Here is a 12,761-nt window from a genome sequence, read left to right as displayed (position 1 = left end):
GCACCTTTATCAATCACATTCACCAGGGGGACAGGGACCTTGTCCTGTAAACTTCCACCTTTTAACCTAAAAGAAAGCTATATGACGCCATCCAACTTAAGATACAATGTAAAGATAGGAAGAATGTAACACATTCCTTATTTACCTCTTCCACACTTAAAGGTAGAATTTAAAATGGAGGTGTCACAATTGATTACATTATTTCAAAGAAACAAACAAAAATTTGAAGCCATCATGATTGGCAGGGACACTAGTACCATCGTTAAAACAAATGATTCCGAAATTAATCAAAGATTACGTTATATGGGTTTTAAAGAAGAATACCTTACCATTTTACATAATATAAGTGACGATGTATCACCCCTTGTTGGAGACATATTAGAAAAGGTTTTAGATCAATTATACGAACAAGAAGATTTAAAAGTAATTGCCCAAAATCATTCTAGTAGAGAACGATTAAAAGCTGTATTCGTTCAATACTTTGCTAGTTTATTTAGTGGGTCTATGGATGAAAAATATATTAAAATGAGACAAAGAATTGGTCAAACACACAACGGTGTAAGTTTACCTATTACATGGTTTCTCGCTACGTATGCTACATTAAGTGAATTGCTGCTTCCCAAAATCGTCGAACTACTGCAAGACCAACCGGAGCAATTAGCCAAAACAATGGTAGCTTATGTGCAAATTACCAATTTAGACGCCCAGTTAGTGGTTGACATGTATTTAAAAACTAGAATAGAAGAACTACAAACATTAAATCAGGAAAATGAGACACTGTACGAAGAAATCGCTTCTATAAGCCATCAAATTGCCTCATCCGTCCAACAAACGGAAGCAGCTATTGGCGAGACTTCCCATAAGGCTGACCAAATTCGAATCGAAACGGAAATGACCCAAAAAAGTAGTAAAAATCTCATCGGCTTAACCAGCTTGAATGAAGATAAAATGGAAAACATGGTAGACACTCTTCATGAGTTGATTTCAAGCGTGGACATCTCCATTAAGGGGATAGAGAACTTAAATCACTCCTATGACAATATTAGTCAGCTAACCCAAGCTATTCAAGGAATCGCTGATCAAACCAATTTATTATCATTAAATGCATCCATTGAAGCTGCTCGAGCAGGAGAGCATGGCAAAGGCTTTGCCGTTGTAGCCAACGAAGTTCGAAAGCTAGCGGATGAATCCAAGCAGCTAAGCGACACAATCAACAATACAATCGTTGAAAGTAACGGAACACTAAAACAAGTCATTCAAGACATGGCCAAGATGAATGCTTCAACGGATACAACAAAGCAAAGCGTAGGAGAAGTAAGAAACGGATTACTCACTATTAAAATGGAAATACAAAACTACGTCGACCGATTCGAACAAAACAAAAAAGATTTAGACACGATCGTCGAAAGCATCCAAGAAGTAAACGCCTCTTCCACCGGATTACTCGCCTTATCAGAAAACTTACTGAACAAGACGAATTAAGAATTAAGGAAAGACGAAGGGACAGGGACTTTGTCTCACAAGCAGGATGACTAATTAAAAAAGGTACTCCACATAGGTAGCTAGATAACTGTAATCTAACTACCATCGTGGAGTACCTTTTCTAGTCATTTTAGTACGTATTACTATTTGGTACACTTCACTACACGTTGCAACTAACCCCAACTTAAACTTGTGTAAACCTTTAGTTTACTCTTCTCCTCTAAACTCTACTATATTTAAACCCTCGGATGCTTCTGGTGCTTCAAAAAACTTAGTAACTTGAGTAAACACTTCTTCCGTATCAAAAGCGGCTCTTTCAGGCTGCTCGATTCTCCTTTGAGCAATGTGACGTAAGCATTGCTCATCGGACAGATTAAGATAAATGAGTTGATGGCTAGCATGGGCCTCTGACGCAATGCCCAATAGCCATTTTCTCAAACTTAGTGTGTTCGCTGGAAAGTCCATCACAACATCAGTACCGACATTTAAAATGCTTTGCACATGCTTTTTCACCAATGGCTTAAGCTGCTTAGAATAGGTTATATAGTCTTCAAATGAAGTAATTTGATTGGGTTATAAAGAGGAAAGCCATTCATCCTCTGATAGTAATACCGCCTGCTTATCCTTCGCTAATTGTTGTGATCTCGTTGACTTTCCTGCACCCATTTTCCCACAGAAAAAATACAGCGTTCCTACCTGTTTCATATTCTCACCTCCAGAGGGACAAGGACCTTGTCTTACGATTTACTATTCAGGTTACCGTTTAACATAAAGAGACAAAACCCACGGCCACTTTATCTCATATTTTCTTAAGAATATAGAGAGTCCGTGGGGATGGTTCTTTTTGTATTTTTGGATTCCAATATTATTAAAATAGAATCGCTAGAACCGTTCCCTTTGATCTAGAACTAACTCTACTACACACTCCACCTGTATTTCGATAGAATATTGATACTGAAACGCATAAATATTAACTTTGCGAAAAAGTAAGTTTCCTTTAAAATACATTAAACAAAAAAATAACTCCGATGGCTGAATGTTGATTTAGAAAGTGACACTATGGTTGTTATCCTTAAAGTTATTCCTTCTGCACAGTATATTTGTACTACGCAGCAACCTACTTCATATTTTGTTCACTAACATAATCCACTTACAACCATCCAGTATTTATAACAGAATTTTTAGTAAGGATAAATAAGATATAAGAGTCTACTTTTTGGGCTGATCAAGTGCTTGGTATGCTACCTGATACTTTCCTCCATCCGCAACTTCTGAATGGTACAAGGCCTTGAGGGCATTGTTTTTTTCAAGACTATGCTCAGCCTTCAGTTCTTTAAAGCGTGTATGCAGTTCTTTTATTTTCCTTAATCAGTTGTTGCATTTGCGATTTTAAATACTTCAAGATGTTTATCTCCTAACTGAATCTCTGAGTTTATCTTAATTTTTCACGAGAAATAACCTGTTTAAAAAGATCCCTAAACTTCTCCCGGTCTTCTGCTGTAAAAGGCTTTGGTCCCTTTGTTCGCTGTCCGCTTTTTCTTGCCATTGCACTTAAATAACGTGTTTGTAATAATTGGTCAATATTTTCATTTGTATATCTAAAGCCTTTATGGTGGAGGACGATAATTCCTTTTGGTAAACATAATGATGCAAGACCATAATCTTGTGTCACGATAATATCTCCTTTTTCCACCAACCTCACAATCCGATAATCTGCAGCATCTGCTCCAGAATCAACATAAATGGTTTTCACTCCTGATGGCTGTTTTGCATTAGAAAAATGAGAAAAGCTTGTTACAAGGATAACTGGAACTTCGAAATCCCTTGCTTCTTCAAGAATAATCTTTTTCACCGGACAAGCATCTGCATCCACATAAATTTTCATCTTCCCCTCCTGTAAAGAAGTTAGACTTACTAGTTAACTTAATCTCTTACAACTATAAAAGGGACTGGTGACATTTATTTTAAAATAATCAAGAGTTCTTCCTTTTGCTGTATTTTTCTACTCTCCTATTATACTTTATAGAATTTTGTTAGCAAAGGGAAGTAACGGGGGATTCGTGGGGAAGGTTCTTTTGATTCAGAAGTTTCAATATTCTTGAAAAAAGTTCACTAGAAGAACGAAATCGCTTAAAGCGATGGCTCTAAAAAGTCCGGTATCTCATTTTTTAATAAAAAAACAAAAAAGTATGCCTTTTCTATGGTATTGTTTAATCGCCAAGCCAAACAATGCAAGAAAGGACATACTTTTCTTATGCAAATTATATAACAAAATCTCTTTTCCTATCATGCTCCTCTAAAGTTACCAGATTGTTCCATTCGCTTAGTTCTCTATCATGAGGAGGTTAAGTTATTTGGTGATACTTATTAAATCACTTGATTAACTTGGTCAAATTTATCTTGCCATATATAACCCTATTAACCTCACTAACATGTTATTTAGCAACATAGAACACAACATAATTCTTGACTGGTATGACCCTATATTCATTATCTGAAGGCTTTATTGGCTGAATAACGTTCACTATTACCAATCCCTTCTAAAAAATGTTCTATCCTACTTTAACTTTTTTTTATTTATCCGAATCATACCAATTATTTCAAATTTATAAAGATTAGGCAAGTTTCTATTTGCTATTACTTTGCTTCTAATTTATTAATTTTGAAAATTAAACAAGACATAATTAATTGTCGGGAATAGTGGGGACAATTCTAAAGCTCAATATTCTTAAAATAGCATCGCTAGAACCGTCCCCTTGATTCCCTTTATATTAACAACAGCTACTAGCTCCTAAAAGAACCAATCCTGCACCTTCTTGATTTTCTTCTTTGTCTAAAGTTAATTCTTCAGTACCGGTAATTTGAGAATCGATCGCCACTCTGATTCCATTAATGGTTTCAACAGTATCGGATTCCTCAGGTGCATCTAAAGAAATTGAGAATTGCGGGCCGCAACAACCTTCAATCGATGAAAGGCGAATTCCCTCTGCTCCTTTTTCATTTAAGAAGCTTTCTAAAAGTTGTTTAGCTCCATCTGTAATTTTCACTTGTCTCTCCTCCATTTATATTAGGCGTTTGGAAAGATCCTTTTCAAGACTTCCTTCATTTCAGGTTTCACATTAATCTTTGGTCTTGCTGTTTGAGCTGTTTTTTCTGCTTCTTCTATTGTATCAGCTTTACCTAGGCTTAATAATGTTCCTATAGCAACTGTTCCTGTGCGATTACTACCGCCTTGGCAATGAAAATAAATATTATTTCCTTCATTATACGCCTTAACTACTTGTTCAATAGATTTCTTAACCGATTCATCCTGGTCCGCTGCATCATCAACGATTGGACTGTGCACGCGATTATAGCTGACTGCTTCTGTAGGTGCCTCTGCTCTCAAATCAAAAACAATATCTACTTTTTCATTTTCAAGTAAGTCTGTTACATCGTCTGCTCCACCAATATAAATACGATTTTTAAATAGTTCATGATAATTCTCTGTTGTCATTTTTCTTTCCTCCTACTACAATGATTTGCTCCAGTCATGTACTGCACTTCCTTCAATGTATCTTTCTGCATCTAATGCAGCAATACATCCAGTTCCTGCAGCCGTAATTGCTTGACGATTTTTTGTCTTGCACATCACCACATGCGAAAACTCCTGGGACATTTGTTTCAGTCGTACCCGGTATGACATTGCTATAGCCCGTTTAGTCTGTGTTTATTTGACCGTTCAAAAATGATGTATTTGGTCTATGGCCAATGGAAACAAAAATACCATCCGTTTGTATGACTTTTTCTTCATTCGAATCATTATCTTTTACTTTTAACCCAGTAACTCCATTTTCTCCTGCCATCACTTCTAGTGGCGTCTTATTTAGTTCCCAAGAAATTTTTGAATTATCTCTAGCACGATCTTGCTTGATTTTAGAAGCGCGAAGTTCGTTTCTTCTATGAACAATAACCACTTCACTCGCAAACTTAGTTAAAAAGTTTGCTTCCTCCATAGCAGAATCTCCTCCACCAATGATTATAACTTTTTCACCTCTGAAGAAGAATCCGTCACACGTTGCACAGGTACTAACACCCCGGCCTATGTTTTCTTTTTCTCATGGTATATTCAAAATTTTCGCGGAAGCTCCGGTTGAAATTATAAGTGATTCAGTTTCGATATCACCTAAATAAACCACTAACTTCTAAGCGGCAAGGTCTCTTAGACAAATCTACATTTGTTACCCAACCTCTTTTAAATTGAGCTCCAAAACGCTCTGCTTGCTTTCGCATATTATCCATTAATTCGGGACCCATAATTCCATCGATGAAACCAGGGAAGTTTTCAACCTCAGTTGTTAATGTCAACTGCCCACCCGGCTGATCTCCTTCAATGACAATAGGTTTCATATTTGCTCATGCTAAATAAATTGCAGCTGTTAGCCCTGCTGGACCTGTTCCTAAAATTATAACCTTTTCCATATCTATCACCCGATTAATAAATATAATCCTTTATCTTCTCGTACCCAACCTTTTCTTCTTGTGACCAAGGGATAATCGCACACTTTTCAGCTAGTTTTTCATTCACTTTATGAATCCATTCTTTTTCCGCAACAGCTTTCCCTCTTAATACAGGGTCTTTCGTATTTGTAGCAGATAGGCTTTGGTTAATTACCCACCATTTCGGATTAATACTTGCTCTTTTTAAATCATCTTGTAATCGGGATGCTTCTAAAACAGGTGTCGCTTCAGCAAGTGTGACAATCACAACTGATGTTTCTATTGGATTTCTAATTTGAGGAAGCAACTTTTTGACACTGTCAGGAACCTCTCCTGTTGACCTTGCAATTTCTTTACTATAAGACTGTGCAGCATCTAACAACAGTAATGTATGTCCAGTTGGTGCTGTATCAATTACAACGATTTCATCTTCAGATTTAGCTACGACTTCTGCAAATGCTCTGAATACAGCTATTTCCTCGGTACATGGTGAATTTAGGTCTTCCTCTAAATAAGCTAGTCCTTCCTCATCTAGATCATTACTTGCCTTACCTAAAACTTCTGATTTATATTTCTCTACCTCGTCTTTTGGGTTAATACTACTAATCGATAAATTTTGATTCACTTGATCACTTTGGAACTGATAATTTAAGTGAGCAGCTGGATCTGTAGTTGTTAGGTGTACTCGGTGACCTTTTTCAACCAAACCAACCGCAATTGCGGAAGCTACCGTTGTTTTGCCTACTCCGCCCTTACCCATTGTAAAAATCAGCCTTGTATTATGGGTTGAGAAATCATTAATTACTTCATTTAATCTCGGAAGATTATCAGTTTCTTCTTCAAAGGGTAACTCTGATAATGGGATTGAGTATTGCTTAAATAGGTGCCTTAGATTTTCAACACCTGTTAAGGAATAAGAAACAAATGGTAATGAATAGATGACGGTCTGCTTTAAATTTTCTGGTATCCTCTTTAAAGCCTCTCTTTGTCGATGATAAAATGCTGTTGAGACTTCATCGCCTTCAAGGTGGTTCTGGAGAAGACCGTTAACTATAAGAGTTTGATTTTTTATACCAATTTCTTTCAGTTCTTTTGATGCACGGTCAGCTTCTAAAAGTGATGAAACATCAGATCTTGCAACTAAAATTAATGTAGTTATACTTGAATTAGCAAGAACCTCTACTGTTCTAGAATAAAGGTCCTTTTTATCAGAAAGCCCTGATAATGGTCCTAAACATGACGCTCCATGTGTACTTTCTTCTAAGAACCCATTCCATGCAGTTGGAAGTTGTAAAAGTCTTAACGTATGACCAGTTGGTGCCGTATCAAAAATAATATGGTCATACTCATTAACAATTTCAGGATTTGTGAGCAAACTCGTAAATTCATCAAATGCAGCAATCTCAACTGTACAAGCCCCAGATAATTGTTCTTCCATCGTATCAACCACAGAGTCAGGTAGTTTTCCACGATATGGGCCAACAACTTTTTCACGATAGGCTTTTGCTGATTCCTCTGGATTTAGGTTACTTGCATATAGATTTTCAACACGGGGTACTGCTTTTGGTGTGTACGTTAACTCTATACCAAACACATCCTGTAGGTTCGAAGCTGGATCTGTACTTATTAGCAATACCTTTTTTCCACTATCAGCTAGGGCTACAGCTGTTGCACAAGCGGTTGATGTTTTTCCTACTCCTCCTTTTCCCGTTAAAAAAGGAAAGGAGTATTTACGACATTCTTTGGATGGAAAGATTGAAACATTTCTTTCGTCTCCTTTCTTCTTAGTTCAGTGAATTTAAATCAATGGAAAGGCGAACCTTGGGTTTTTCATTTAATTCTTCTGGCTTTACATCAAACCATTCAACTAGTTCTTCGTTTGTTGGATAACTACCAGCTCTTACAACTTGATCGTCTAGTAAAATTACAGGTAAAGCTTCTGGCCCCTTTTCATGTAATACACGATTAACCTCATCGTTTTCTGCAAATTTATCAGGGTCAGTTGTTAGTTGGTATCTTTTAATATTAAATCCTTTTTTTTCTTAATGAAAAAATTGCAGATGATATCCTCGTCAATTCTGGATCTACACTCGGACCACACACCCCTGTTGAACAACACATTGCAGGATCAAAAATTTCAACTTTTTTCATTGCTATTACCTCCACGTAAATAATTATATAAGCAATCACTTATATATGGTATAAAAAGCAAACCAAGAGAAGTCATCCCTTGGCTATTAATTTTTATTCCCCTGTTTCAGCAAAACGCTTAATTCTGTCGCCTACTTCATCACGAACACGTTGGAAGAAAGCCCATTTTTCTTCTTCTGTTCCTTCAGCCTTTGCTGGATCATCAAAGCCCCAGTGCTCTCTTTTTACATGTGGTGGTGTGATAGGGCATTTATCCGCTGCATCTCCACATAAAGTAACCACCAGATCAGCATTATTTAAAATTTCAGGATCAATAATATCGGATGTTTGATTTGAAATATCTACACCCGCTTCTTTCATTGCTTTTACTGCATTTGGGTTTAATCCGTGTGCTTCAATGCCCGCACTGTGAACATTCCACTCATCACTTAAATATTTCTTTGCCCAACCTTCTGCCATTTGGCTTCTGCAAGAATTACCTGTACATAAAAAAATAAATTGTTTTTTTAGACATAATCTATTTCTCCTTTATTAATTAGTGAATGATTAACAACCATATATATAAACCAACTAATGTAATAAACAGTGTTGGAATGGTTAACACAATACCTGTTTTAAAATATGTTCCCCATGAAATTTTAACTCCTTTTTGCGAAAGAACATGTAACCATAACAAAGTTGCAAGAGAACCAATAGGAGTGATTTTTGGCCCTAAGTCTGACCCAATAACATTGGCATAAATAAGTGCTTCTCTTATTACTCCAGTTGTATCAGTATCAGCTATCGCTAGAGCATCAATCATTACTGTCGGCATGTTATTCATAATAGAAGATAGAATAGCTGCAATGAATCCCATACCAACCGTTGCCGCAAATAAACCTTGGTCAGCGGTTACTTGGATTAGGTCGGTTAATATATCAGTAAGTCCCTCGTTTCTCAAACCATAAACAACTACATACATACCAATCGAGAAGAAAACGATTGCCCATGGCGCTCCTTTAATCACTGTACGTGTATTTACAGCTGAACTCCTTCTAGCCATGAATAAGAAGAAGATTGCTACAATACTTGCAATAATGGATACAGGAATTCCTATAAATTCACTTGCAAAGTACCCAATAAGTAGTATTCCTAATACAATCCAAGATAATCGGAACATCTTTTCATCTCGGATAGCTTCCACAGGTTTTTTCAATTGAGACATGTCATAATTCTTTGGAATGCTCTTACGGAAAAATAGATATAAAACCAATATACTTGCTGCTAATGAAAAGAAGTTCGGAATAATCATCCTAGAAGCAAATTCTACAAATCCAATTCCGAAAAAATCGGCCGATACAATATTTACTAAGTTACTTACCACAAGAGGTAGGGATGTTGTATCCGCAATAAATCCACTCGCGATAATGAATGGAAACACCATCTTTTCATTGAAATTTAGATTACGAACCATTGCTAATACGATTGGCGTTAAAATAAGTGCTGCACCATCATTTGCGAAAAATGCTGCTACTAGTGCTCCGAGTATTGATACGTAAACGAACATTCGCACCCCATTGCCTTTAGCAGCTCTCGCCATGTGTAGTGCGGACCACTCAAAGAAACCAATTTCATCCAAGATAAGAGATATGATGATAATTGCAATAAATGCTAATGTTGCATTCCATACAATGGATGTCACATCTAATACGTCATTAAAATCAACTACTCCGACAATTAATGCGAGAATCGCACCCCCACATGCAGACCAGCCAATGGACAACCCTTTAGGTTGCCAAATGACTAAAATAAGTGTTGTTAAGAAAATCACTGATGCTAAAATTACTGATGTCAAAATACTAACCTCCTATTCACACGAAATGCGTAGACCCTGTTCCTCAAGTTCTTTTAATTTATAATCTTGACTAGGGATGTGATTTAATAAGTTTTGGACTAGTGGATAATAGTCACTATCTTTATTCAATGAGTAGATAATCCATTGTCCTCTTCTTGTTTCTCGAACTATTCCAAAGTCTTTCAACTTTCTTACGTGTTGACTAATAGCAGGCTGGCTAGTTTTAAATATTTCTACAAATTCACAAACACAACAATCGTGGGAATCTAGAATTTTCACCATAGTTAAGCGTGTTTTATCACCTAATAATTTTAAGAACGTGGCAACCTTTTCTATTTCCACTCTTGAAATTCGCAAAAAATTCACCCCCAACACCTTTATCTATAACAACATATAACTATTTACTTATATAATAATTTGCTTATATATTTATTTCAAGAAATCTTTTGTTAAGGTTTTGTAAACAAAAAATAAACTGGCTCTTATTAAAGCGCACCCTAATCAAGTACCGTTAATTTAGCCAGTTTTCCTTCAAATTAATATTATTCTTTTAAAAGTTCCTTCTATATATTAAGAAATTTTACAATATCCTTTGGTTTCAAAACCTTCCCATATGAAACAACCTTTTCGTCAACTACTAATGCCGGAGTTGACATAACGCCATAAGCCATTATCTCTTCCATCTCTGTAACTTTAACAACGTCTGCATCCTTACTTAATTCATCAAGAGCCTTTTTTGTTATTTTCAGCCAACATTATGCATTTTTTACATCCCGAACCTAAAATCTTAATAACCATAATTAATTCGCTCCTTTTTTCTCATTATATATATTCATTAGAAAAGGCCAACAAGCACTAAACTGCTTAAGTTGCATCTTACTTACATCAACAAATAACCAAAAGTATTAAAACTGTACCCTATAATCAATATTCCCAAGGTTACTATTCCTACAAAGATAAAAAGTAGTTTCGTCTTAACAACCTTTTTTAACAAAATCATAGAAGGAAGTGACAAAGCTGTAACTGCCATCATAAACGCAAGGGCAGTGCCGATCCCAACTCCTTTTGTAACTAATGCCTCTGCAATTGGTAATGTTCCAAAAATATCCGCATACATTGGCACTCCAACAACTGTTGCTAAAAGTACTGAATACCATTTATCCTCACCAAGCACAGTAGATATGACTGATTCTGGCACCCAATTATGAATTGCTGCACCAATACCAACACCGATTAGGATATAAAGCCACACTTTTTTTATGATTTCCACTACTTGATCTTTAGAATAATTAACCCTGTCACGTGTAGTTAATTCTTCCTGCTCAACTTCAATCATTTTATTATTGTAAACAAACGTCTCTATATACTTTTCCAGTTTTAATTTACTAATGATTGTTCCGCCAATAACAGCGAGTACTAGCCCAACAATAACGTAGGCAATTGCAATTTTCCAGTTAAAAATACTAGCAAGTAAAATGACAGATGCTAAATCTACAAGAGGTGAAGAAATTAAAAATGAAAATGTAACTCCAATTGGTAATCCTGCATTTGTAAAACCAATAAATAAAGGAATGGATGAACACGAACAAAATGGCGTAACTGTACCCAATATAGCACTCATTATATTCGCCGAAGTCCCTTTAAATCTGCTAAGTATTTTTTTTGTTCTTCTCCGGTGGGAAAAAGCTTTGTATATACGAAATAAAAAATATGAGAATAGAAAGTAAAATAAATATTTTTATTACATCATAGATAAAAAAATAGAATACTTCCTCCGATTCTTTCATCTACATCTAGACCAATTACATTTGCAACAAGTATGGTAATGAGATTACTCAACCACTCCATCTTAAGAAGCTGATCATTTAACCATTCAAAGATACCCAATAAGATCATATCCAAGTATTACATTTGTATTTTAATAAAGTGCTTTATCACTCTGTTTCAAATAGGAAATTAGTGGTGATATCTTTTCCTTGTTTATACTATAGATAGTGAACTTCCCTTCACGATTGGAAATAATGACTTTAACCTTTTCCATAATCTTCAAGTGATGACTAATGGTAGAATTCGCTCCGTTTAACGCTTCAACAATTTCACACATACACATATCATCTATCCAAAGCAACGATATAATTTTCAGTCGAGTTTCATCCGCAAACACTTTAAAGAAAGAGGCAGTATACTCCAATTCTTCATTGTCTGTAACTATCGGAAGCTGTTTCTCGGCCCTCTTGCGGATTTGATTAATTTCTTTTATTTGACTTCAATTCCCAAGTTGTTTTCATTAACACTCATACCTCCTTCTGTAATTACATTATAAAACTACTTTTCTAGTTTTATAGTTTTATTTATGTCATTTTTTTGACAATACTGTTATTTATCTCTGTCTTTTTAAGGATGGTCATTGATTTACATTATCATTATTAATATTTTTAGTGCCGCTTAGATTAATGGAAGGTATTTAACTTCGTTGTGGTTACCGAAAGGGAGACAATTATATCGGGGAATAAGTAGTGGTGATACCATAAAAAAGAGTGGCATTTTAATCATCACTTATTAAATGTAAGTTAGTGAAAGAAGGAATAAGAAAAGGCTTGAGACTGTTTCTAAAGCCCTTTCTTTGCTCTGCAGTTGCACACCTTATTATAAAATTACACAGAATCGTGGGGACGGTTCTCTTGTCAACCATCAGAGGAATCATCAGAGGGACAAGGACCTTGTCTTACGATTTACTATTCAGGTTACCTCTTACCAATAAAAGATAAAACCTCTATCCACTTTATCTAGTATTTTTCTTAAGAATATCCATGAA

10 protein-coding genes and 7 pseudogenes are annotated in these 12,761 nt (G+C 35.7%); 2 read left to right on the top strand and 15 right to left on the bottom strand.

Annotated features, from left to right (window positions below; all coding sequences use genetic code 11):
* Positions 1-174: 174 nt before the first annotated feature.
* Positions 175-723: pseudogene (locus M44_RS30010) on the top strand (protoglobin domain-containing protein); the annotation flags it as partial.
* 324 nt (positions 724-1,047) lie between these two features.
* Positions 1,048-1,482, top strand: a pseudogene (locus tag M44_RS30005) (methyl-accepting chemotaxis protein); the annotation flags it as partial.
* 207 nt (positions 1,483-1,689) lie between these two features.
* Here the strand turns inward: M44_RS30005 and M44_RS23445 are convergent.
* From M44_RS23445 to M44_RS23415, 15 genes and pseudogenes are all read right to left on the bottom strand, one after another.
* Positions 1,690-2,187, bottom strand: a pseudogene (locus M44_RS23445) (P-loop nucleotide/nucleoside kinase family protein).
* 504 nt (positions 2,188-2,691) lie between these two features.
* Positions 2,692-2,884 (bottom strand): annotated as a pseudogene (locus M44_RS28360) (hypothetical protein).
* A gap of 30 nt (positions 2,885-2,914) precedes the next feature.
* Positions 2,915-3,367 carry a YaiI/YqxD family protein gene (locus M44_RS14235; protein WP_010174579.1) on the bottom strand — a complete coding sequence of 151 codons (453 nt, stop codon included), beginning with the start codon at positions 3,365-3,367 and terminating at the stop codon, positions 2,915-2,917.
* An 886-nt stretch (positions 3,368-4,253) separates the two neighbouring features.
* Positions 4,254-4,529: an adhesin gene (locus M44_RS14230; RefSeq protein WP_010174578.1), complete on the bottom strand. Its 276-nt coding sequence runs from the start codon at positions 4,527-4,529 to the stop codon at positions 4,254-4,256.
* Positions 4,530-4,549: 20 nt separating this feature from the next.
* On the bottom strand, positions 4,550-4,978 hold the full coding sequence (locus tag M44_RS14225; RefSeq protein WP_010174577.1) for a protein-tyrosine phosphatase family protein: 429 nt from the start codon (positions 4,976-4,978) through the stop codon (positions 4,550-4,552).
* Between the two features lie 15 nt (positions 4,979-4,993).
* A pseudogene (gene trxB, locus M44_RS23440) lies at positions 4,994-5,943 on the bottom strand (thioredoxin-disulfide reductase).
* A 13-nt stretch (positions 5,944-5,956) separates the two neighbouring features.
* Positions 5,957-7,725, bottom strand: a pseudogene (gene arsA, locus M44_RS23435) (arsenical pump-driving ATPase).
* 20 nt (positions 7,726-7,745) lie between these two features.
* A pseudogene (arsD, locus tag M44_RS23430) lies at positions 7,746-8,112 on the bottom strand (arsenite efflux transporter metallochaperone ArsD).
* Between the two features lie 93 nt (positions 8,113-8,205).
* Positions 8,206-8,571, bottom strand: a complete 366-nt coding sequence (arsC, locus tag M44_RS14195; RefSeq protein ID WP_010174572.1) for an arsenate reductase (thioredoxin) — start codon at positions 8,569-8,571, stop codon at positions 8,206-8,208.
* Between the two features lie 76 nt (positions 8,572-8,647).
* Positions 8,648-9,946, bottom strand: a complete 1,299-nt coding sequence (locus M44_RS14190) for an arsenical efflux pump membrane protein ArsB (protein ID WP_010174571.1) — start codon at positions 9,944-9,946, stop codon at positions 8,648-8,650.
* Between the two features lie 12 nt (positions 9,947-9,958).
* Positions 9,959-10,303 (bottom strand): ArsR/SmtB family transcription factor, encoded by a 345-nt coding sequence (locus tag M44_RS14185; RefSeq protein WP_010174570.1) that lies wholly within the window; start codon positions 10,301-10,303, stop codon positions 9,959-9,961.
* A gap of 206 nt (positions 10,304-10,509) precedes the next feature.
* Positions 10,510-10,689 carry a thioredoxin family protein gene (locus M44_RS23425; protein WP_237705297.1) on the bottom strand — a complete coding sequence of 60 codons (180 nt, stop codon included), beginning with the start codon at positions 10,687-10,689 and terminating at the stop codon, positions 10,510-10,512.
* 137 nt (positions 10,690-10,826) lie between these two features.
* The gene (locus M44_RS23420; protein WP_474371663.1) at positions 10,827-11,642 is read right to left on the bottom strand and encodes a permease; all 816 of its coding nucleotides are present in this window, start codon (positions 11,640-11,642) and stop codon (positions 10,827-10,829) included.
* 50 nt (positions 11,643-11,692) lie between these two features.
* Positions 11,693-11,833 (bottom strand): hypothetical protein, encoded by a 141-nt coding sequence (locus tag M44_RS30245; RefSeq protein ID WP_474371661.1) that lies wholly within the window; start codon positions 11,831-11,833, stop codon positions 11,693-11,695.
* Between the two features lie 31 nt (positions 11,834-11,864).
* The gene (locus M44_RS23415; RefSeq protein WP_010174568.1) at positions 11,865-12,110 is read right to left on the bottom strand and encodes an ArsR/SmtB family transcription factor; all 246 of its coding nucleotides are present in this window, start codon (positions 12,108-12,110) and stop codon (positions 11,865-11,867) included.
* Between the last annotated feature and the right edge of the window lie 651 nt (positions 12,111-12,761).

Source organism: Bacillus coahuilensis m4-4, assembly GCF_000171615.1.
GTDB classification, from domain to species: domain Bacteria; phylum Bacillota; class Bacilli; order Bacillales; family Bacillaceae_K; genus Bacillus_T; species Bacillus_T coahuilensis.
The sequence above is the reverse complement of the archived record's forward strand: the minus strand, read 5'-3'. Positions and strand labels throughout refer to the sequence as shown.

What these genes read in the sequence shown, in the direction of transcription:
- M44_RS14235 (WP_010174579.1), bottom strand. Translation starts at nt 3,367, where the DNA reads ATGAAAATTTATGTGGATGCAGATGCTTGTCCGGTGAAAAAGATTATT.
- M44_RS14225 (WP_010174577.1), bottom strand. Translation starts at nt 4,978, where the DNA reads ATGACAACAGAGAATTATCATGAACTATTTAAAAATCGTATTTATATT.
- arsC (WP_010174572.1), bottom strand. Translation starts at nt 8,571, where the DNA reads ATGGCAGAAGGTTGGGCAAAGAAATATTTAAGTGATGAGTGGAATGTT.